Source organism: Chromobacterium sp., assembly GCF_041912965.1.
Taxonomy (GTDB): Bacteria; Pseudomonadota; Gammaproteobacteria; order Burkholderiales; family Chromobacteriaceae; genus Chromobacterium; species Chromobacterium aquaticum.
On record NZ_JAYSGF010000014.1, the window covers coordinates 32,564 to 54,142 of the forward strand.

The following is a 21,579-nucleotide window of genomic DNA, read 5'->3' on the forward strand; positions in this document are numbered from 1 at the left end:
GCTGCCCGTGCTCCGCGAAACCGATCAAAATGAGGCTGCGTTGGCGTTGAATGCGCAGGCTGCGATTGCCGCCCCGGATTTTCAGATGCTGTTCGAACAGGCGCCCAGCTTGTATTTGGTGCTGGACGTCGATTTCAACGTGCTAGCCGCCAGCGACGTCTATCTGCAGACGACGTTGACCCGGCGCGAGTCCATTCTTGGGCGCAATCTGTTCGATATCTTCCCGGTCAACCCCGACGAACCGGAAGGCGAAGGTTCGCGCAATCTGCGCATTTCCCTGCAACGCGTGTTGGCGACCGGGCAGGAAGACAGCATGGCAATGCAGAAATACGATATTCCCAGGGAGGACGGCAGTTTTGAAGAGCGTTATTGGAGCCCGACGAACTGGCCGGTGAAGCGTGCCGACGGCAGCGTGGCCTGCATCATGCACAGCGTGCAGGATGTCAGCGAGTTTGTGCGGCTGCGCGGCCTGCAAGCGCAGGCGGAGCTGGCGGGAGAAGAGCTGCAGAACAATGCTGCGGCGCTGGAGGCTGAAATGGTGAATCAGCATGCGCTGATCGCCCGAGCCAACACCAATCTGAAGGAGTCCAATAGCGAGCTGGCCCGGCTGAATCAGCAGATGCGTGAGCTGGACCAGATGAAAACCCGCTTTTTCGCCAATGTCAGCCACGAATTGCGTACGCCGCTGACGCTGATCCTGGGCCAGGTCGAACGCTTTCTGTCCGGGCAGGCGGAACCGGGCGACACTCCCAATCTATCGCTGATCCAGCGTCAGGCGCGCTTGCTGCTACAGCAGGTCAACGACTTGCTCGACGTGGCCAAGCTGGATGCCGGGGAGCTGCGGCTGCGCTATGTGCAACTGAACCTGGCCGAACTGGTGCGCCATGTCGCTTCTTATTTCGACTCCCTGGCCAGCGATCGCGACATCGTTTACCAAGTAGAGGCGCCGGCGGTGCTGCCGGCGCAGGCGGACGCGATCAAGCTGCAGCGCGTGCTGCTGAACCTGCTGTCCAATGCGTTCAAATTCACGCCGGACGGCGGCCGAATCCGCATTGCGCTAGAACCGAGGCGGCAGCAAGCGTGGATCACGGTGCAGGATACCGGCCCCGGCGTGCCGGCCGAGATGCGCGACAAGGTGTTCGAGCGTTTCGTGCAGGTGGAGGACGGCGATTACAGCCGCCACGGCGGCACCGGTCTTGGCCTCGCCATCGTTAAGGAGTTTGTCGAGCTGCATCACGGCGAAGTGCGCTTGAACGCCGCGGAGGGCGGTGGCGCCTTGTTCCGCCTGGAACTGCCCTTGACGGCGCCGGCGGGGGTGGAGGTGGCGCCGGAGGATCTGAAGCTGGACGATCTGCTGGCCGGCGGCGTGCTGCCCCTGAGCGGCACGCCGCAAAGCGCGGTGCTGCCGCTGCCGGACAACGGCGCGCAGCCGCTGGTATTGCTGGTGGAGGACAATGTCGATATGAGCGCCTTCATCGCCGGCGCCTTGGGACGGCATTACCGGGTGCTGACCGCGCCGGAAGGAAGAAGGGGGATGCAACTGGCGCTGAGCGAGCAGCCGGACTTGATCATCAGCGATCTGATGATGCCGGGCATGGGCGGCGAAGCGCTGGTGGCCGCGCTGCGCGGCAACTGGCAGACCGAGGATATTCCGGTGGTGATGTTGTCGGCGCGCGCTGACGATGCCTTGCGGCTGCAGATGCTGCAAAGCAGCGTGCAGGAGTTCTTGTACAAGCCGTTCTCGGTGGGCGAACTGCTGGCGCGGGTGGGGCGGCTGATTGGCGAGCGCCGCCGTTCGGCGCTGCGCTTGAAGCAGGCGTTGTACGCGGCGGAGCAGATCGCCTGGGAGCTGGACCTGGACGATGGCGCGCTGCAGGAGGAAGGGCCGGTGGGGAGGATGTTCGGGGAGGCGGACGACTACCGTCATGGCTGCCTGGACAATTTGCTGCGGCAGATCCATCCCGAAGATCTGGAGGAGTTGCGCCAGCGCTGGCTGGCGTTGCCGGCGCGCCAGGGCGAGAACCATCACGAATGTCAGTTCCGGGTGTCCTTGCCGGACGGCGGTCATGCCTGGGTACAGGTCAGCGCCAGCCTGTGGCGGGACGCCGACGGCAGCCCGCGGCGCGCGATGGGTTTTGCCCGCGACATTTCCGCGCTCAAACGCACGCAGCTCAATATCGAGTTTCTGGCCAAGCACGACAGCCTGACCCAGTTGCCGAATCGGGTGCAATTGAATGAGCGCCTGCATCTGAGCCTGGCGCGCCATCAGCGCTTGCAGCGCCGACTCTACCTGTTGCTGGTGGATCTGGACGATTTCCGTTTCATCAACGACAACCTGGGGCACGAGGTCGGCGACCAATTGCTGCGCATCGTCGCCGAGCGCTTGCGCGCCTGCATGCGCGGCGGCGATCCGCTGTTCCGCATCGGTGGCGACGAGTTCGTGGTGCTGGCCGAAGAGGTCGACGACGCCACCGCCGCTGGCCTGGCCGAGCGGGTGCTGGAAACCTTGTCGGCGCCGTATCAGGAAGGCGACCATCGCTACTTCCTGTCCGCCAGCATCGGCATCAGCAGCTATCCGGCCGACGCGGACTCCCCGGAAGGCTTGATGCGCTACGCCGATATGGCGATGTACCGGGCCAAGTATGGCGGCAAGAACGGCTTTTGTTTCTTCGCAGCCGATATGGCGGACGGAGTGCGGCAGCGGTTGCAGACCGAAACCGGGCTGCGGCAGGCGCTGCAGCGCGGCGAACTGCGGCTGGAGTACCAGCCGCAGCTGACCTTGCGCGGTCAGGACATGCTGGGGGTGGAGGCATTGCTGCGCTGGGAGTTCGAGGGCCGCAAGCAGTCGCCGGCCCATTTCATCGGCATTGCCGAGAAAACCGGCCTGATCATCGATATCGACGAATACGTATTCCGCAGCGTCTGCCGCCAAGTCGTGGCCTGGCGCAACAGCGGCTTGCCGCCCTGGCGCATCAGCGTCAATCTGTCGGCGCGTTTTTTCTGTCTGCCGGACTCGGTGGCGCGGCTTAGCGCCATCATCGCGGAGTGCGGCGCGGGACCGGAACAGCTATGCCTGGAAATCACCGAGGGCACGCTGATGGATGTGGACAGCGCGATGAAGACGCTGCCGGCGCTCAAGCGCATGGGCTTTCATGTCAGTGTCGACGACTTTGGCACCGGCTTCTCTTCGCTGTCCTATCTGAAGCGCTTGCCCATCGATGAGTTGAAGATAGACCGCAGCTTCATCATGCGGCTGGATAGCGACGAGCGCGATCTGGCCATGGTGGCCGCCATCGTGTCGATGGCGGAAAGCCTGGGCCTGCAAGTGCTGGCCGAGGGAGTGGAGACCGAATCCCAGCATGAACTGCTGCTGGCGCGTGGCTGTCACAGCGGCCAAGGCTATCTGTACTCGCCGTCGCTGCCGCCGGCGCAACTGGTGGCGTGGTGGCGCGGCCGTTTCGAGTGATCAGGGCGCTGCCGGACTGAGGCCGGGCACCGGCTCGCCCGGCAGCCAGCGCCGGTACAGCGCGGCAAAGCTGCCGTCTCGCTTCATCTCGTCCAGCGCCTGCTGCCAGGCCTTGACCACCGCGTCCGGCGTCTGGCGCGAAAAAGCGATATAGCCGTAAGTATGGGAAAAGGTCAGCGCCTTGCGCACCTGGGCGGGATCGAAACCCTGTTGTCTGAGTTGGTGGGGCAGGGTGGTGTTCTCGCTGACGATGACATCGGCGCGCTTGCGCATCAGCATGGTCAGCAATTGGTCCGGCGTGGCCACGGTGCTTAGATTGGAAAAATTCTGCGCGGCCAGCAGCTGTTGCAGATACCAGTCGCGCACCACCATGATCTGCGGCAGCTTGCGGGCGTCGTCCAGCGTTTGCAACTTGATATTGCTGTCGCGCCGCACAAACAGACAACCCAGGGTTTCGGTCACCGGGCCCACCCATTTGAACAGGCGCTCTCGCTCCGGCGTGCGATTGGTGTTGAACAGCACGGTATTCGGCTGCTGCTGCGCCTGGCGGTAGCCGCGCGCCCATGGCACCACCGCGATGGGGTCGTGGTTGCCGACGCGGCGTTGTATGCCTTGCACCACTTCGACCACCAGGCCGCCCGGCTTGCCGTCCTGCTCGAAGGTCAGCGGCGGGTCGTCCTCGGTCAGGATTTCCAGCATAGGGCCAGGCGCCGCCCGCAATGGCATGGCGACGAGGCAAGCGATAAACAGGTTTAGCAGGCAGTGGCGACGTGTCATGGCGGTGCGCTTCGTGTTCTGGCTGTCCGCTTTGACTGTAGCGGCAATTTGCGCCGGGCTCAAATTCCTTCCTTGGCCGCGCCGTGAATATGAATATGCATAATCGATGGTTTGTTTTTTTCGCTTATTCGCTTAACCTTCCTTGCAGATTCCGCAGAGGCAATGGTTGTTAGATAAGGAAATAGTGATGAACAAGCAAATGATGCTGCTGGCGCTGTGCTTGGCGCCTACCCTGGCGCTGGCCGCCCGCCCATTGACGGTATGCACCGACGCCAATCCGGAAGGCTTCGACGTGGTGCAATACAATTCCCTGGTCACCACCAACGCCTCGGCGGACGTGTTGATGAACCGGCTGGTGGAATACGACGCCATCGGCCGTAAAGTGGTGCCGGGATTGGCCGCAAGCTGGCAAGTCAGCGACGACGGCCTCAGTTACACGTTCAAACTGCGTCCGAACGTGGCATTTCACGCCACCGATTATTTCAAGCCCGGCCGCAAGCTGAACGCCGACGATGTGGTATTCACCTTCGAGCGCATGCTGAATCCCGGCCATGCCTGGTACAAGACCGCGCCGAATGGCTACCCGCACGCGCAGGCCATGCAGTTTCCCAAATTGATCAAGGCGGTGCAGAAGGTTGACGCCAGTACCGTGCGCTTCGAGCTCAACTACCCGGAAGCCACCTTCCTGTCCAGCCTGACCATGGGCTTCGCGTCCATCTATTCCGCGGAGTACGCCGGCCAGCTGCTGGCGGCCGGCCGCCAGGCGGATTTGAACAGCAAGCCGATAGGCACCGGCCCCTTCGTGTTCCGCGGCTTCCAGAAGGACGCGGTGGTGCGCTATGCGCCGAATGCCGGCTATTGGGGCGCCAAGCCCAGGGTCGGCGCGCTGATCTACGCGATCACGCCGGACGCCGCGGTGCGGGCGCAGAAGCTGAGAGCCGGCGAATGTCAGCTGGCCTTGTCGCCCAAGCCGCAGGACGTGCTGGCGGCCAAGGCGGATTCCAAATTGCAGGTATTGCAGACCCCGGCCTTCATGACCGCCTTCGTCGCCTTCAATAGCCAGAAAAAACCGTTGAACAGCCCGCTGGTGCGCCAGGCGTTCAATCTGGCCTTCGACAAGAGCAGCTATCTGAAAACGGTGTTCGACAACACCGCCATCGCGGCGGACTTGCCGTATCCGCCCAATACCTGGAGCTATAACAAGGGCGAGAAGCCTTATGCCTACGACCCGGCGCGCGCCAAGAAGCTGCTGGCCCAGGCAGGCTACCCCGATGGCTTCGAAACCACGGTATGGGTGCGCCCCAGCGGCAGCACGCTGAACCCCAATCCCAAGGCCGGCGCCGAATTGTTGCAGTCCGATCTGGCCAAGATCGGCGTCAAGGTGCAGATCAAGGTGATTGAGTGGGGCGAACTGATCAAGCGCGCGAAGGCCGGCGAACATGAGCTATTGTTCATGGGCTGGGCCGGCGACAACGGCGATCCGGACAATTTCCTGACCCCGCAGTTTTCCTGCTCCGCGGTGCAGTCCGGTACCAATTTCGCGCGTTATTGCGATGCCAAGCTGGACAAGCTGATCAGCGATGGCAAGAAAAGCAGCGATTTCGCGCAACGCGCCAAATTGTATCTGGCGGCGCAGAAGCTGATCCAGGAGCAGGCGCTGTGGCTGCCGCTGGCGCATCCCACCGCTTATGCGCTGGCGAGCAAGAGTTTGAGCGGCTACGCGGTTAGCCCGTTTGGCCGGGTGGATTTTGGTCGCGCGCATTTGAACTGATACGTTGCGGGCCCGTCATGGCGGCGGGCCGTCAGTTTTTGTCAGCTTAGGCGCGTTTGTTTTGGGTTAATGTTCGTATGTGAACTTAATCGTGATTATTTTAACGATTTCGCAAAGCCGCCAGCTTATTTTTCTTGAAATGTTGTTTTCGCTTATTTGTTTTTTCGTTTAGAGACTAGCTGCTAGCTAAGGGTGATATTACTTTAGTAGTTGCTTGTTATCTTGTTCATGCATGTCTTGTCGTTTGCGCCAGCGGCGCAGCCTGTGCGGGCCTGGCTTGAAACGGGCTTTTTCACGGTCATCCGGCCATGGTCCGGGTTGCGACAATCCTTTCCCTGCTTGATTATGGCGGGCTCTCCGCCTTGCCGGGCCAGCGTTGCGCGAACGCCACGCCGCTAGGTTGGCGTCCGCGTGCGGCGGTGACCATGACAGCCCTTCAGCTAAAATGTTCCAAAGCGCTGAAAATGCGCAATTTAATAATGGATATTTTAATATTAATGATCTCTTCTTAAGGGTAATTAGGAAATATTCTTAAAAAGATCAAGCTTGTCCCGCTTATCCCTAGTTGAAACTACTCACTGGCCTATTTAGCGTGTGCTCACCCTCGCTTATGACTACAGTTTCGCGTATCATCAAAGCTTGGTTGGGATAAACATGACATAAGAATATAATGCAAACTAGACGAACACAACAAAGTCGTAGGGAGTCCACCATCGGAAAACTGGTGGAGGCGGCCATCGAGTGTCTGCTGGAGTTTGGTTATCACGGCACCAGCGTGCAACTGATCTGCAGCCGGGCTGGCGTCTCCCAGGGGGCATTGTTCCGCCATTTCGCCACCAAGAACGAACTGATGCTGCCGGTGGGGCGCAAGGTGGTCGACGATATTTTCGAAGCCGGGCTCAAGCTGGCGGCGGAAATGCCCAGCACGATGCCGGAAGAGGAACGGATCGTCGCGCTGATGAAGGCCCTGGTGCTGTCACCGCGCCACATTGTGTTGATGGAGCTGCTGATGGCGGCCCGCACCACCGCCGATCTGCGGGAAATCTTCCTGGCCAGTTCCAGCAACTACTTCCGCGATCGCTTCGTCGCCCTGATGGCATCGCTGTTTCCGCGCTACGCGATCTCCACCGGCTTCTTCGCCACCTTGCTGACCATGATGACCACCTTCCATGGCATGGCGCTGTACCGGATGCTGAACGAGCATCCCGAAGGCGACAAGATGCGCGAGCAGTGGCTGCAGACCGCCTTGCGCAGCGAGCTGGAACGCATTCGCGCCGAAGGCGCCGATAGCCGCAATCCCTTATACCAATTGCCGTTCTAAGACGGTGGTTCTGCGTTAAAAACCGCTTCGAAACACAGATGCGCCATATGGGCATCGCGCTTTCTCGGCGGTTTTCGTCTTCGCTCGCGAGCCCGTAACACGGGCTCGAAGTCTATCCCATGCCTGCTGGCGGAAATTGCAGCTTGACGCTGAGGCCACCACCGGCGTTGCGGCTCAACTCCACCGTCGCTCCGTGGCGGTGGGCGATTTCCCTGACGATGGCCAATCCCAGCCCGCTGCCGTTGCTGGCGGCGCCGGCGATGCGATAAAAGCGCTGCCATACCTTGTCCCGTTCCGCATCGGCAATGCCGGGGCCGTTGTCGTCTATGCGCAGCCACGGCGCCGGCAGCGCGCCGGCGGCCAGGGTGATGCGGGCGGCGCCGGCGACCGGGTGGTAGCGGATGGCATTGTCCAGCAGATTGCCCAGCGCCTCCCGCAGCAAGCCGGCATGTCCGCGTACCGTCACCGTTTCCTCGCCTTCGTAGCCCAGGTCCGCGCCTTGGCCATGAGCCCAAGCGGCTTGTTCCAGCGCCCATTCCCGTAGCCACGCGGCCAGATCCATTTCGGTCAAGGCGATCGCCTGGCCGTTGTCGGGCTCCACCCGCGCCAGTTGCAGCAATTGCTGCACGCCATGGCTGGCACTGTCCAGCGAGGCCAGCAGTTTGTCCAATTGCTGCCGCAAGGCGGCTTCGGATGCTTGACGCTGGGCCAATTCCGCCTGGGTCCGCATCACCGCCAGCGGTGTTTTCAATTGATGGGCGGCATCGTCGATGAAACGGCGCCGTGCCGCCTGCAGCTTGTGCCAGCGCACGCCTTGCTGATTCAGCGCGTCCACCAGCGGAGTCAGTTCGGTGGGCAGTTCGCTGCTGGGCAGCGGGCTGAGGTCGGTGTCCTTGCGCGCGCCCACCTTGCGCGACAAGCGGCGCAGCGGCCGCAGGCTGTGGCCGACCGCCAGCAGCACGATGACCAGCATGATGGCGCCGAGCAGCGCCTCCTGCGCCAACGCGCCCAGCAACAGGGTGCGCGCCAGTTGCTGGCGCGATTCCGGCGTTTCCGCCACCTGGATCCAGACGTCGCGGCTTTGCAGCGTGGCCATGTCGCGCACCGATTGGCGCAGGGTCAACAGCCGCAGCGTGTCGCCGTGATAGCCGATGTCCGAGTAGTCCGGCTGGTAGCGGATTTCGGCGCGGCGGCGTGGCGGCGGCAGGGGCAGGTCCTCATAGCCGGTCAGCACCGCGCCATCGTCGCGGCTGACCCGGTAGAACACCTTGCCGGAGGCGTTGGATTCGAACATCTGCAAGGCGAAATAGGGGATGTCCACGCTGATGGCGCCGCCATGGGCGGCGACGCCGTCGGCAATGGCGCGGCCGGAGCTGAGCAGCATGCGGTCGAAGGCAGTATTGGCCGCCTGCAAGGCACGGTCATAAGTCATCCAGCCGTCCAGCGCCAGCATCAGCAGCAGCGGTATCGACAGCCCCAGCAATAGCTGCTTGCGCAGGCTGGCGGGCTTGAGGCGGGAAAGAAGTTTGCGCATTTACGGCGTGGTCAATAGATAGCCCAGCCCGCGCAAGGTGACGATGGAGACCGGCTGCTCCGCCAGTTTCTTGCGCAAGCGGTGCACGTAGATTTCAATGGCCTCGGCGCTGCCGGACTCATCCAGGCCGAAGATCTTTTCCGATAGCTGGGTCTTGCCTATCGCCTTGCCGCCCTGCAGCATCAGCACCTCGAGCACCGCGTGCTCGCGCGGCGTCAGCCGCAGCGTGTCGCCATGCAATTGGAACTGGCGGCCGATGCTGTCGTAGCTGAGCGGGCCCAGTTGCAGCAACGGGCTTTCGCGGCCATGGCTGCGGCGGATCAGCGCGCGCACCCGCGCTTCCAGCTCATTGAGATCGAAAGGCTTGGCCAGGTAATCGTCGGCGCCCAGATCCAGGCCGCGAACCCTTTCTTCCACCGAGCCGTGCGCGGTCAGGATCAGCACCGGCAGCGCCTGCTTGCGGCCGCGCAGCCGGCGCAGCACCTCCCAGCCGTCCAGCTTGGGCAGGTCCAGGTCCAGGATGGCCAGCGCGTAATCCTGGGTGCGCAGCACATGGTCGGCGTCGCTGCCGTTGAGCATGCAGTCCACGGCGAAGCCGGCCTGGCGCAGGGCCTGGGCCAGCGATTCCGACAAGGCCGGATTGTCTTCCACCAAAAGCAGGCGCATGGTTGGCTCATTGAAAGCGGATTGAAAGCTTCACTCTAATATCATGGCTGGGCAAGCGAAGCCAATAGAGCGTCGCCGTCGAAAGATGTGCTCAACATCTTCAGCTACCAAGGAGCAACACCATGAATAGAGTCAGAAGCTTGTCCGCGCTGTGCTGCGCGCTGGGTTCCGCCGCCGCCTGGGCGGCCGTGCCCGCCGGGTATCCGGCCAGTTATCAGCAGTTGGTGGACGCCGCGGCCAAGGAGGGCAAGGTGGTGGTGTATTCGGCCACCGACAGCGCCGCCGCGCGACCCTTGATCAAGGACTTTCAGGCCTTGTATCCCGGCGTCAAGGTGGAATACCACGATATGAACAGCACCGAGATCTATAACCGCTTCATCAGCGAGAACGCCGCCAACAGCGCCAGCGCCGATGTGGTATGGAGTTCGGCGATGGATTTGCAGGTGAAGTTCGTCAATGATGGTTATGCCGCCAGTTACGCCTCGCCGGAGACGCCGAATCTACCGTCCTGGGCGCATTATCAGCAGCAAGCCTATGGCACCACTTACGAACCGGTGGCCATCGTTTACAACAAGCGCTTGTTGAAGCCGGCGGAGATTCCGCAGACGCGTGCCGACCTAGTGCGCATCCTCAAGGCCAATCCGGCCCGCTTCAAGGGCAAGGTCACCAGTTACGATATCGAGAAATCCGGCGTCGGTTTCAATTTTCTGACCCAGGACGCTCGCCACAATAGCGCCGGTACCTGGGAACTGGCGCGCGCGCTGGGCGCCAGCGGCGTCAAGCTGCAAACCTCCACCGGCGCGATGATGGAACGGATTTCCTCGGGCGAGAACCTGATCGGCTACAACATCCTCGGCTCCTATGCCTACGCCAAGGCCAAGAAGGATCCGGCCATCGGCTATGTCTATCCCAAGGACTACACCCAGGTGGTCAGCCGTCTGGCCATCGTGTCCAAGAAAGCGCGCAATCCCAGCGCGGCGCGGCTGTGGTTGGACTATCTATTGTCCAAGCGCGGCCAGACCGTGCTGGCCAACCAGTCCGAGCTGTTCTCCCTGCGCAGCGATGTCAGCGGTGCGGCGTCGATTACCGCCTTGAATCAGCAATTGGGCGGCAGCGCCAAGCCTATCCAGGTGGGCACCGGCCTGTTGGTCTATCTGGACCAGGCCAAGCGTCTGGACTTCATGCGTCAGTGGCAGCAGGCGCTGAAGAAATAGCGCGCCGCCGCATGGTCTGGCCGGCGGTTTGACGCGGTTCACGATTCCTCGTGGTCTTTTCCCCGCGTGGCGGATCGTCAACCGTGCCCTGAGAGCCTGTTCAAAGTCTCGCGAGCAAGAGCGAGACAAGGCGTTGTGGCTGAGAAAGCGGAATGTACAAGCGGTACATGAGCATTTCGAAGCGGTACTCACCGTGTAACGCTCCACGACGCGCAGCAGTCTTTGAACAGGTTCTGAGCCGGCCTTCCCTATTCCTTCATCAGCCGTCCGCCCGGCGCGGACGGCACAAAGGCCTGTGCGTCAGGCCTGGGAGCAAGCATGGATTCTTCCGTAAAGCTCACGGCGACCGCCGCGAGCCCCGCCGCCGCGCGCGGCGGGGCGCCGCGCTGGAGCGCGATCAGCCGTTGGCTGGTCATGGGCGTATTGGCGACGCTGGTGCTGGCGCCGCTGTCTTTGGTGGTGTATCAGAGCCTGCTGGATCAGCCATTCTTCATGGCGGACAAGAGCATGGGATTGGCCGCCTACCGTTTCGTGTTCACCGACTCCGATTTTTGGTCCGCGCTCGGTAATTCACTGGTGATCGCCGCCGGCATGGCCTTGATCGCGATTCCGCTGGGCGGAGTGCTGGCCTTCTTGATGGCGCGCACCGATCTGCCGGGGCGGCGCTGGCTGGAGCCCTTGCTGCTGACGCCGGTATTCGTGTCGCCTATGGTGCTGGCCTTCGGCTATGTGGTGGCGGCGGGACCAGTGGGCTTTTATTCGCTGTGGTTCAAACAGTGGTTCGGCGTGGAAGAGCTACCGTGGAATATCTATTCCTTGGCCAGTATCGCGGTGGTGGCGGGGCTGACCCATGTGCCGCATGTCTATTTATATGCGTCGGCGGCGCTGCGCAATCTGGGCTCGGACGTGGAGGAAGCCGCGCGCGTGGCCGGCGCCAGCCCCTTCCGCGTGGCGCGCGACGTCAGTCTGCCGATGGTGATGCCGGCGATGCTGTTCTCCGGCGTGCTGGTGGTGTTTCTCGGTTTCGAGGTGTTCGGCCTGCCGCTGGTGCTGGGCGACCCGGAAGGGCATCTGGTGCTGGCCACCTATCTGTACAAGCTGACCAATAAGCTGGGGATTCCGTCTTATCACTTGATGGCGGCGGTGGCGGTCTGCCTGATCGCCATCACCTTCCCGCTGGTCCTGCTGCAGCGCCGGCTGTTGCGCAGCGCCCAGCGTTTTGTTGCCCTCAAGGGCAAGGCCGGACGTCAGCATCCGCTGTCGTTGGGGCCGTGGCGTTATGTGGCTCTGGCCATCGTGCTGCTGTGGCTGTTCCTCACCGTGGTGGTGCCGATTACCGGTATCGCGCTGCGCTCGGTGGTCAGCCACTGGGGCGAGGGCGTGTCCTTGCTGGAGACGCTGACGCTGGATCACTACGCGCTGGTGTTCGAGGAGGACAATATCGTCCGCGCCATCGTCAACACCCTGGGCGTCGGCATCATCGGCGGCGCGCTGGCGGTGGGTTTTTACACCCTGGTCGGTTTCGCCGGCCATCGTCGCAATGACTGGGGCGCGCGCGTGCTGGATTACCTGGTGCTACTGCCGCGTGCGGTGCCGGGCATCCTGGCCGGCCTGGCCTTCCTGTGGGTGTTTCTGTTCGTGCCCGGCTTGCAGGGCGCCAAGAACAGCATGCTGTCGATCTGGCTGGCCTACACCGTGGTCTGGCTGGCCTATGGCATGCGGCTGGTGCAGAGCGCCTTGCTGCAAGTGGGGCCGGAGCTGGAGGAAGCGGCGCGCAGCGCCGGCGCGTCACAGCGCCGCGCCAGCCTGGACGTGACCCTGCCCTTGATCCGTTTCGGCCTGCTGTCCAGTTGGCTGCTGATCTTCATGATTTTCGAGCGGGAGTATTCGACCGCGGTGTATTTGCTGTCGCCCGGCACCGAGGTGATCGGTTCCTTGTTGGTATCCCTGTGGGCCACCGGCGCGGTGGACCAGGTGGCGGCCCTGTCTGTGATCAATATTCTGATGGTGGGCGCCGGCTTGGCGCTGGCCTTGCGTCTGGGAGTGAAACTGCATGACTAAGCTGAGCGTGCGCGATTTGCATCTGAATTACGACCACAACCCCATCCTGCAAGGAGTGTCCTTCGACCTGGCCGCCGGTCAGGTGGTGTCCTTGCTTGGCGCTTCAGGCAGCGGCAAGACCACCTTGCTGCGCGCCATCGCCGGGCTGGAGCAGCCATCCGCGGGTCGCATCCTGTTGGATGGCCGCCCGCTGTACGACGGCGCGGCCGGCTGCAATCTGGCGGTGGAGCAGCGCTCCTTGGGCCTGGTGTTCCAGTCCTATGCGCTATGGCCGCATCGCACCGTGGCGCAGAATGTCGGCTATGGCTTGAAGCTGCGTAAAACCCCTGCGGCGGACATCGCGGCGCGGGTGCGGCAGATTCTGGACAAGCTCGGGCTCGGCCACCTGGCCGAGCGCTATCCGCATCAGCTGTCGGGCGGCCAGCAGCAGCGCGTGGCGATTGCCCGCGCGCTGGTGTACAACCCGCCGGTGATTCTGCTGGATGAGCCGCTGTCCAATCTGGACGCCAAGCTGCGCGAAGAGGCGCGCGCCTGGCTGCGCGAGCTGATCGTGTCGTTGAACTTGTCGGCGCTGTGCGTTACCCACGATCAGGGCGAGGCGATGGCGATGTCGGACCAGATCCTGCTGCTGAAGAACGGCCGCATCGAGCAGGCGGGCAGCCCGACCGAGCTGTATTCGGCGCCGGCTTCTCTTTATACCGCGCAATTCATGGGCGCCAATAATACGCTGCAAGCTAAGGTGGCCGCCCGGGATGGCGATAGCGTCACCTTGCAAGGCGAGGGCTGGCAGTTGCGCGCCACCGCACGCCAGGTGCTGCAAGTGGGACAATCGGCGCAGGCGGTGATCCGGCTGGAGCGGCTACGGGTGCAGGACGAGCCCGGCGGCAACAGCCTGCCGGCGCGCTTGATCGCGTCGATGTATCTGGGCGACCGCTGGGAATACCTGTTGCAACATGGCGATCTGCGCTTGCGCGCCTTTGGCCAGCAGGCCAGGCCGAACGGCGAATGTTGGGCGGAGTTTCGGCAGGAGGACACCTGGGCGTTCGAGGCGGTTCCAGCCTGATTGACTCTGTAAGAGCCTGTTCAAAGTCTCGCGAGCAAGGGCGAGACAAGGCGAAAACGAGCGAAAAAGCGGAATGTACACGTGGTACATGAGCATTTTGAGCTTGGTTTCAACGCCGTATCGCCGAAGCGCAGCAGACTTTGAACAGGTTCTAAGGGTATCGGCAAAGGGCAAGCGCGAGGCTTGCTCTTTTTTTATGGCCGCGTGCGGCGGAGCAGGTGTTAATGACGATGGGTGAATGGGGCGTCGATGTCTAGTGGGAAGGGGGGGGGCGCGCTAGCCACGGTCTGGCACTGCCAGTGCATGAGCTATTGTCGGGAGATCTGAGGAATAGGGTGGGATTGAAAAGCCTGATGTGTGTCGAAGCTTGCCGCAATGAAAAAGGCCCGCTTGCGCGGGCCTTTTTCTCACTCATGTTCGTGGGTTCTTGCGTCGAACCGACAAATTAGAATGCGTGGATCATGTTCAGGCCGAAGGCCTTCAGATCCTTGTTGGCGTTATCCAGGCCACCTTTAACATCGATCTGGCCGAATTGCGCGCCGAAGGTGGTGCGCTTGGAGATCGCGTAGTCAACGCCCAGCACGTACTGGCTGTACTGCGAGTCGTTCAGTTTTACGCTGCTGATTTCAACTTTGTCGCCGCGAGCGTAGGTGAACTTCGGAGTGAATGCACCGATGGTGTAGGCGGCAGTCAGAGCATACTCGCGAGTTTTTACTTTACCGTTTACATCAATAGCGCCGGAATAACTTGCACCGTTGATGATTTGGTTAGCCCAAGTGGTACCCAGGATGTCCAAGCCACCTTTCTGCTGTTGGTAGCCGAAAGCAACCAGCAGATTGTTGGCGTTGTAGCCAACTTCCAGGCGGTGTTTGTCGTTAGCGGTGGCGTTAACGATGGAGCCACGAGCAATTTGGCCATCAGCTTTGTCAGCTACGGTCAGTTTGCCGGTGATCGGATCTTCGAACAGGCCAACAGAAGAGTTGGCTTTGCTTTCATGGATGTAAGCATACTTGCCGAAGAAGCCACTATTTTCGTAGCCCAGGCCAACGATAGCGGTTTCACGCGCTTGGGTGTTCGAGGTCTTGTCTTCTTTGGTGCCGTATTGCAGAGCGGCGCTGAAGCCAGCGATGCTCGGCATGTCGTAGCGCACGGAGTTCTTCAGGCGCTTGCCGTCACGGGTGAAAATGCCCAGGCCCAGTGCGTCGCTGCTGTATTCCCAGCTGTCAACGATGCCCATGTCGCTGTCCAGGAAGTTGGACACGTTGCCCAGACGCAGGGTGCCCAGATCGCTCTGCAGGCCTACGAAAGAGTTACGGCTAGCGAAAGTGCCGCTGCTGGAGCCGGTGCGGGATTGGCCGTCGATGCCAAAACCGGTTTCAACTTGCCAGATAGCCTTCAGACCGTTGCCCAGGTCTTCTTTGCCTTTGAAACCAATACGGGAACCGAGGTCGTCGATGTTGGTTTGCTTGGTGGAACCGTTGTCAACGTACTCTACGCCGCCTTTGATTTTGCCGTAGATGGTAACGTCAGCGAAAGCTGCGGCCGGCAGAGTAGCTACCAGCAGGGCGATCAGACTCTTTTTCATGGTCAAGTCATCCTTTTATATGGGTTTAGGAATGTGAGCAAATGCTATTGGCTAAGTTGTTTAAATGCAACTTTTCGGTAAATGGCGTGTTGCAAATCAACAACCAAATGTTGCTTTCTATGTGTGGTTTTACATGGAAAAGTCTTGCTAAGCCAATGAACGAAATGAAGAAAATATGAATTATGTGAATGGGAGTGAAGTGTTGTAAAAAAGCATCTATCGCCTACATTCCTTATGCCATAAGGATTTTAGCGTGGGTGTGGAGATGGGGAGCGGTGGCGGCAGTGAAAAAAAATGAGCCCGCGGAGGGCGGGCTCGAAATCAACGTGACTTGAAGAGAATTCACGATGCTGCAAGAAGCACATCAGAATGAATTCGTATCTGAATCATAATAGAAAGCGAAGGCTATGTAAATAGTGCTGTCAGGGGCGATGGTTACCCGTTTTTAGTGGTGTGGTGAGTGCTAACTTGTTGTTTATAAAATATTATTCATATTGATTTGATTCTTCTGTGAATGATTGCTCTTGTGGTGGTTTTTGTGCGGAATGGTAGATCGTTTGCTTTTATGGCGCGGCGTTTTGCTTCTTTTGCTGTTGCCGCTTCCCGGCTAAGGTAGTCGGGTTGCATGTCTGAACCTGGGCAACTCACTCCATATAGAAGGATGACGCGATGAAACTGGAAACCCTGGCGGTGCATGCCGGCTATGCGCCGGACCCGACGACCAAGGCGGTGGCGGTGCCGCTGTATCAAACCACCAGCTACGCCTTCGACAGCACCCAGCACGGCGCCGACCTGTTCGATCTCAAGGTGCAGGGCAATATCTACACCCGCATCATGAACCCGACCACCGATGTGCTGGAGCAGCGGGTGGCTGCGCTGGAGGGCGGCATCGGCGCGCTGGCGGTGGCGTCCGGCATGGCGGCGATCGCCTACGCAATACAAACCATCGCCGAGGCCGGCGACAACATCATCGCCACCGGCACCTTGTACGGCGGCACTTATAATTTGTTTGCGCACACGCTGCCGCAATTGGGCATCGAGGTGCGTTTCGCCGATTACCGCCAGCCGCAGCGGATTGGCGAAATGGCGGACGCGCGCACCAAGGCGGTATTCTGCGAGTCCATCGGCAATCCGCTGGGCAATGTGGTTGATTTCGCCGCCTTCGCCGATCAGGCGCATCGTCATGGCCTGCCGCTGATCGTCGACAACACGGTGCCGTCTCCTTATCTATGCCGGCCGTTCGAGCACGGCGCCGACATCGTGGTGCACAGCCTGACCAAATATCTGGGCGGCCACGGCAATAGCATAGGCGGCATCATCGTGGACAGCGGCCGCTTCCCCTGGGCTGAGCACGCCGAGCGCTTTGCGCGTCTGAACACGCCGGATGTCAGCTACCACGGCGTCAACTACGTGGAGACATTGGGCGCGGCCGCCTATATCGCGCGGGCGCGGGTGGTGCCGCTGCGCAATATGGGCGCGGCGCTGGCGCCGTTCAACGCTTTCCTGATCTTGCAAGGGATAGAAACGCTGGCGCTGCGCATGGATCGCATCTGCGCCAATGCCTTGCAAGTAGCCCAACGTCTGCGCCGGCACCCGGCGGTGGAGTGGGTGGAATACGCCGGGCTGGAGGATCATCCGGACCATGGCTTGGCGCAGCGCTATTTCGGCGGCCGCGCTTCCGGCGTGCTGTCCTTCGGCATCCGCGGCGGCGCGGCCGCCGGCGGTCGTTTCATCGACGCCTTGCAGTTGGTGACCCGCTTGGTGAATATCGGCGACGCCAAGTCGCTGGCCTGCCATCCGGCCACCACCACTCACCGCCAGTTGTCCGCAGAGGAGCAATTACGCGCCGGGGTGCGTCCGGAGATGGTGCGGCTTTCCATCGGCATCGAACATATCGACGACATTCTGGCCGACATTGACCAGGCCTTGGTCGCCGCGGCTTCATAACGCCTCGCTCAGCCGCGGCGCAATACCTGGGGATTCATGCCATTAGGCAGGTGGTGATGCCATTTGCCGTCCAGGAAGCTCTGCATTACCTGCTGGACCTTGCCGTGCAGGGTCCAGCCGGCGTCGCGGGCGATGGCGGCGGCGGACAGGGGCTTGCCGTCGGCCGGCTGTATTGGCGCGATGTATTCCAGCGGATGATCCGCCAGCATCGGATGATCGATTTCTTCGCGCGACAGCAGGGTCAGCTGATGATGCTGCGGGTCGCGCGCGATGCGCTGGTACAGCGCATCGACCACGTCTTCGGGTCCTTCCAGTATCTGCAGGAAATCGTCGTTCAACATCAGCAGCACGCTGGCGATGCCCTGGCTGTGGTTGTAGTCGCGAAAACGGCCGATGCGGGCGTGCATGAGCCCGGCGGATACCGGGTGCTGGGCTGCGCTGCTATAGATCAGACGGATCATCGTGTGCTCCGCGTGGCGAGAACTCTTGCTTGCAGTATAGCGCCTGACGGTTAAGTCAATTTGAGCCAGGCCAACACGCAGACCAAAGCCACGACGGCGTGCAGCCAGGCGCGGCGACGGAACAAGCTGGCGCTTTGCCGCGGCGGCAGCGTGGTGATGATGGGCGGGCCGCTCTGCTCATTGCCGGCCAGTAGCCAGTACGCGGGCTGCCGCGCCATCTCTTTATGCAGCGCGAGCACTTCGCGTTGCGCCGCGGCGCGCGCCAGGCCCCATTCCCGCTGGTCCAACTGGCCGTTGCCGTCCAGGTCGAAACGGCGCAGCAGCTCGGCCTGGTTGCGTTTCCACTCCGCCAACTTGGCGCCGATGTCCAAGCGCAGCTCGATGGCGCCGACGCGCGGCTCCAGGCGTGACAATTGGCCGCGCACATGGATGGTCTCGCCTTCGTCTATCCATTCCTCTATCAGCAGCATGCCGTCCTCGTGCCAACGGCGCCGATGATGGGCGATAACCTGGGCCGAGCCCGGCAGCACGGTGGCTTCCGCGTCGCCGTCGACCAGCAGAAAGCTGTCGTCGCTGCTGATTTCCGGCGGGTTGACACGGGCGGCCAGCCGGGTGGAACGCTGCATGGTCCAGCGCAGCCAGTCTTCCAGATCCAGCTTGCCGCGTTCATTTATGCGCCAGCAGCGGTACCAGGCGCAGCGCCGGCCGCTCAAGGGGCTGTAGTTGGGCGCGTTGGGGTGGCAGCGGGCCATGCCGGACAATTCCACCTGGCCCAGCGCCGCGCTGGCTAGCCGCGAGGTGGGGGTGTCGGCCAGTTGCCGGTAGCGGCGGTAGTTGGCATGCCAGCTGAACAGGCCCACCGCGGCGACGAACAACAGACCGTAGCGCGTGACGCCGCCAAGCCACACTGCGCCGGCAAGCAGGTAGAGGCCGAGGCTTAATTCCGGCAACAGCGAAGCGAAAATGAACGGCATGCTCAGCGTCGCGCGAACAGCGCTTGCATGTCGACATCACGGGTTTCGGCTGCGGCGAAGCGCAGCGGCCTGGCCGGCGGAAAATGAAACAGGCGGGCAAGCAGCAAGTCGGGAAACTGTTCGATGCGGGCGTTGTGAAGCTTGACCGCCTCGTTGTACAGTTCGCGGCGATCGGCCAGCGCCTCTTCCAATTGAGTGATGCGTTCGCTCAATTGCGCGAATTGCTGATCGGCCTGCAGTGCCGGATACGCCTCCGCCACCGCGTAGAGCTGGCCGATCAGGCCGTGCAGCCGTCCCTCGGCGGCGCCCAGCGCTTCCGGGTCGCGCGCGCGGGCGGAGTCGGCGACGGCGCCGCGCGCGGCCATCACCTGGGTCAGGGTTTCCTGTTCGAAGGCGGCGTATTGCCGGCACACTTCCACCAGTTTGGGCAGCTCGTCGTGGCGCTGCTTGAGGATGACATCGATATTGGCCCAGCTTTGCGTCAGTTGGTGCTTCAGATTGACCAGCGCATTGTAGAGCGTGACCAGGTAGAGCAACGCGGCGGCGACGGCGGCGAGGAAGATGGCCAGCTTCATATGGAATCCTTTGCGAGGCCGCGCGGACTTGGCGGCGGATGCTGGCATTATTGTCCAGCGGCGGCGGCTTGTCGCTACATTCAGAAAGAGGGGAAAGCGTGAATTCCATCAGCATCATCGGTGCCGGCCGCCTGGGCAAGACCCTGGCGCGGCTGGCGCAAGGCTCCGGGCGCTATCGGGTGCTGGACGTGATGACGCGGCGACTGGAGTCGGCGCGCGCGGCCTGCGAATTCATCGGCGCCGGGCGGCCGGTCTGTGATTGGGCGCAGTTGGCGCCGGCCGATCTCTATCTGCTGGCGGTGCCGGACGCGGCCATCGCCGACTGCGCCCAAGCGCTGGCCGCTGCCTGCGTGGTGCCGGCGGGCGCCGTGGTGTTTCACGCCAGCGGCGTCAGCGAATCCGGCATGCTGCAGCCGTTGGCGGCGCGCGGCGCGCACCTGGGCAGCCTGCATCCCGCTTTCTCATTTGCCGATCCGGAGCGGGCGGCCGAGTATTTCGTCGATGTGTTGTGCGCGCTGGAGGGCGATGCGCCGGCCTGCGCCGCTTTGCGGACGCTGGCGCAGGCCGTGGGCGGGCGGCCGTTTCAATTGGCCGCCGGCGGCAAGCCGGCTTATCACGCGGCTTTGTCGGTGGCGTCCAATTATCTGGTGACGCTGACCGCGATGGCGCAAGAGTTGGCCCGCCAGGGCGGCGTGCCGGTCGAGCTGCTGACTCCGCTGCTGGGCGGCTTGATGCGGCAGACGCTGGAGAATGCGCTGGTCTTGGGGCCGCAGGCGGCGCTGACCGGGCCCATCGTGCGCGGCGACGCGTCGACGGTGGCGCTGCATCTGCAGGCGATGGACGACGCCGGCTTGCGCGCCGCCTATCAAGCCTTGGGTCGACAGACGGCGGCGCTGGCCGGCGAGCGCCTGTCCGAGCCGGCGCGCCGGCAAGTGCTGAGCGCGCTGGAACTCGACGAGGACTCAGGCCGGTAGCGCCACCTTGAACACTTGGCGCAGATAGGCGAGAAAGGTCTCGTCGCTGCACATGGTCTTGCCGGGGCTGTCGGACAACTTGGCCACCGGCTGGCCGTTGCAACTGACCAGCTTGAGCACGATCTGCAGTGGCTCCAGGCCCATGTCGTTGGTGAAATGGGTGCCGATGCCGAAGCTGATCTGGATGTGCGGGCTGAAGTGGCGCTGCAGGTCCAGCGCGCTGTCCACGCTCAGGCCGTCGCTGAAGGTCAGCATCTTGGTGGCCGGGTCGATGCGCAGCTTGCGGTAATGCGAGATCGCTTTCTCGCCCCATTGATAGGGATCGCCGCTGTCGTGGCGCAGGCCGTCGAACAGCTTGGCGAAATAGAGATCGAAGTCGGCCAGAAAGGCATCCATGCCCACCACATCGGTCAGAGCGATGCCGAGATCGCCGCGGTATTCCTGCACCCAGGATTCCAGCGCCGCCTTCTGGAAATCGCGTAGCCGCACGCCCAGCGCCTGGAAGGCCTGGAAGAATTCGTGAGCCATGGTGCCGATGGGGGTGATGCCCAGCTTCCAGGCCAGGTAGACATTGCTGGTGCCGCGGAAGATGTCCGGCAGCGCGCTGTTCAGGCGCTCCACCACGTGTTGCTGCCATTCCCGGCTGAAGCGGCGGCGGGTGCCGAAGTCGGCGATCAGCAAGGGAAAGCGCTGCTGCGCGGCCTCGCTGTCGCGGAAGCGTTCCAGCACGGCGATCTTGGCGTCCAGCCGGCGCAGACCCTCGGCGCGGACTTCAGCCGAATCCAGGCGGCGGAAATACAATTCGTTGACGATGGCGAGCACGAAGATCTCGAAGAACATCGCCTGCACCAGCGGTCCCTTGATGCGAATCGCCAGTTCTCCGTCCTCGCAGGACACGGTGATGAAGCGCCGCTGCAGGTGAAACAATTCCAGGTAATCGACGAAGTCGCTCTTGATGAAGCGCAGCGTGCGCAGATAGGCCAGTTCTTCCTGGGTGAAGTGCAGCTGGCACAGCCAATCCAGTTGCGCTTCCAGTTCTTTCTTCAACTGGGTCAGCGGCATGTCCGGGCGGTTGCGGCATTTGAACTCGTACTCGCCGTGCGAGGCCGGGAATTGGTGCAGCACCACTTGCAGCATGGTGAATTTGTAAAGATCGGTGTCCAGCAGGGAGTGTATCAGCGGCGGAATCT

The 21,579-nt window shown here is 62.1% G+C and carries 17 protein-coding genes; 8 read left to right on the top strand and 9 right to left on the bottom strand.

Annotated features, from left to right (window positions below; translation table 11 throughout):
- Nucleotides 1-85 precede the first annotated feature (85 nt).
- Complete coding sequence (locus tag ACE3QM_RS09715) at nt 86-3,466, top strand: EAL domain-containing protein (RefSeq protein WP_374421549.1); 3,381 nt, start codon at nt 86-88, stop codon at nt 3,464-3,466.
- Here the strand turns inward: ACE3QM_RS09715 and ACE3QM_RS09720 are convergent, their stop codons facing one another.
- On the bottom strand, nt 3,467-4,165 hold the full coding sequence (locus ACE3QM_RS09720) for a substrate-binding periplasmic protein (protein WP_374421550.1): 699 nt from the start codon (nt 4,163-4,165) through the stop codon (nt 3,467-3,469). It lies immediately after the preceding gene.
- Nucleotides 4,166-4,430: 265 nt separating this feature from the next.
- Here ACE3QM_RS09720 and ACE3QM_RS09725 point away from each other — a divergent pair, with 265 nt between their 5' ends.
- Both ACE3QM_RS09725 and ACE3QM_RS09730 read left to right on the top strand, forming a co-directional pair.
- Entirely contained in the window at nt 4,431-6,014 is a 1,584-nt protein-coding gene (locus ACE3QM_RS09725; RefSeq protein ID WP_374421551.1) for an ABC transporter substrate-binding protein, read from the top strand.
- 670 nt (nt 6,015-6,684) lie between these two features.
- Nucleotides 6,685-7,335, top strand: coding sequence for a TetR/AcrR family transcriptional regulator (locus tag ACE3QM_RS09730; protein WP_082151092.1), 651 nt, complete (start codon nt 6,685-6,687; stop codon nt 7,333-7,335).
- Nucleotides 7,336-7,447: 112 nt separating this feature from the next.
- Here ACE3QM_RS09730 and ACE3QM_RS09735 read toward each other — a convergent pair whose 3' ends face one another.
- Together ACE3QM_RS09735 and ACE3QM_RS09740 are read right to left on the bottom strand one after the other, a co-directional pair.
- Nucleotides 7,448-8,869, bottom strand: coding sequence for a sensor histidine kinase N-terminal domain-containing protein (locus tag ACE3QM_RS09735; protein ID WP_374421552.1), 1,422 nt, complete (start codon nt 8,867-8,869; stop codon nt 7,448-7,450).
- Nucleotides 8,870-9,535, bottom strand: coding sequence for a response regulator (locus ACE3QM_RS09740; protein WP_048410545.1), 666 nt, complete (start codon nt 9,533-9,535; stop codon nt 8,870-8,872). It lies immediately after the preceding gene.
- Between the two features lie 122 nt (nt 9,536-9,657).
- Between ACE3QM_RS09740 and ACE3QM_RS09745 the strand changes: the two genes are divergently transcribed.
- From ACE3QM_RS09745 to ACE3QM_RS09755, 3 genes are all read left to right on the top strand, one after another.
- Nucleotides 9,658-10,749 (top strand): ABC transporter substrate-binding protein, encoded by a 1,092-nt coding sequence (locus ACE3QM_RS09745; protein WP_048410546.1) that lies wholly within the window; start codon nt 9,658-9,660, stop codon nt 10,747-10,749.
- Between the two features lie 318 nt (nt 10,750-11,067).
- A complete protein-coding gene (locus ACE3QM_RS09750) occupies nt 11,068-12,810 on the top strand; it encodes an ABC transporter permease (protein ID WP_374421553.1) in 1,743 nt (580 codons plus the stop codon).
- Nucleotides 12,803-13,873 (top strand): ABC transporter ATP-binding protein, encoded by a 1,071-nt coding sequence (locus tag ACE3QM_RS09755; RefSeq protein ID WP_374421554.1) that lies wholly within the window; start codon nt 12,803-12,805, stop codon nt 13,871-13,873. Before ACE3QM_RS09750 ends, ACE3QM_RS09755 begins: the two co-directional genes overlap by 8 nt.
- Nucleotides 13,874-14,318: 445 nt before the next feature.
- Here ACE3QM_RS09755 and ACE3QM_RS09760 read toward each other — a convergent pair whose 3' ends face one another.
- Complete coding sequence (locus tag ACE3QM_RS09760) at nt 14,319-15,458, bottom strand: porin (protein ID WP_053074442.1); 1,140 nt, start codon at nt 15,456-15,458, stop codon at nt 14,319-14,321.
- Nucleotides 15,459-15,947: 489 nt separating this feature from the next.
- The gene (locus ACE3QM_RS09765) at nt 15,948-16,085 is read right to left on the bottom strand and encodes a hypothetical protein (RefSeq protein WP_374421555.1); all 138 of its coding nucleotides are present in this window, start codon (nt 16,083-16,085) and stop codon (nt 15,948-15,950) included.
- A 42-nt stretch (nt 16,086-16,127) separates the two neighbouring features.
- Between ACE3QM_RS09765 and ACE3QM_RS09770 the strand changes: the two genes are divergently transcribed.
- Entirely contained in the window at nt 16,128-17,405 is a 1,278-nt protein-coding gene (locus tag ACE3QM_RS09770; RefSeq protein WP_374421556.1) for an O-acetylhomoserine aminocarboxypropyltransferase/cysteine synthase family protein, read from the top strand.
- An 8-nt stretch (nt 17,406-17,413) separates the two neighbouring features.
- On the opposite strand, the gene ACE3QM_RS09775 is transcribed toward ACE3QM_RS09770, so the two are convergent.
- Genes ACE3QM_RS09775 through ACE3QM_RS09785 form a run of 3 tightly spaced genes read right to left on the bottom strand, consistent with a single transcriptional unit; the run spans nt 17,414 to nt 19,415 of the window.
- Nucleotides 17,414-17,866 carry a BLUF domain-containing protein gene (locus ACE3QM_RS09775; protein ID WP_053074443.1) on the bottom strand — a complete coding sequence of 151 codons (453 nt, stop codon included), beginning with the start codon at nt 17,864-17,866 and terminating at the stop codon, nt 17,414-17,416.
- 50 nt (nt 17,867-17,916) lie between these two features.
- Complete coding sequence (locus ACE3QM_RS09780) at nt 17,917-18,840, bottom strand: hypothetical protein (protein WP_374421557.1); 924 nt, start codon at nt 18,838-18,840, stop codon at nt 17,917-17,919.
- A 2-nt stretch (nt 18,841-18,842) separates the two neighbouring features.
- A complete protein-coding gene (locus ACE3QM_RS09785) occupies nt 18,843-19,415 on the bottom strand; it encodes a LemA family protein (protein WP_048410550.1) in 573 nt (190 codons plus the stop codon).
- A gap of 98 nt (nt 19,416-19,513) precedes the next feature.
- On the opposite strand from ACE3QM_RS09785, the gene ACE3QM_RS09790 reads away from it, so the two are divergent.
- Nucleotides 19,514-20,389, top strand: a complete 876-nt coding sequence (locus ACE3QM_RS09790; protein ID WP_374421558.1) for a Rossmann-like and DUF2520 domain-containing protein — start codon at nt 19,514-19,516, stop codon at nt 20,387-20,389.
- Here ACE3QM_RS09790 and pncB read toward each other — a convergent pair.
- Entirely contained in the window at nt 20,378-21,577 is a 1,200-nt protein-coding gene (pncB, locus tag ACE3QM_RS09795) for a nicotinate phosphoribosyltransferase (protein ID WP_231461986.1), read from the bottom strand. The genes ACE3QM_RS09790 and pncB overlap by 12 nt on opposite strands.
- Nucleotides 21,578-21,579: the final 2 nt, after the last annotated feature.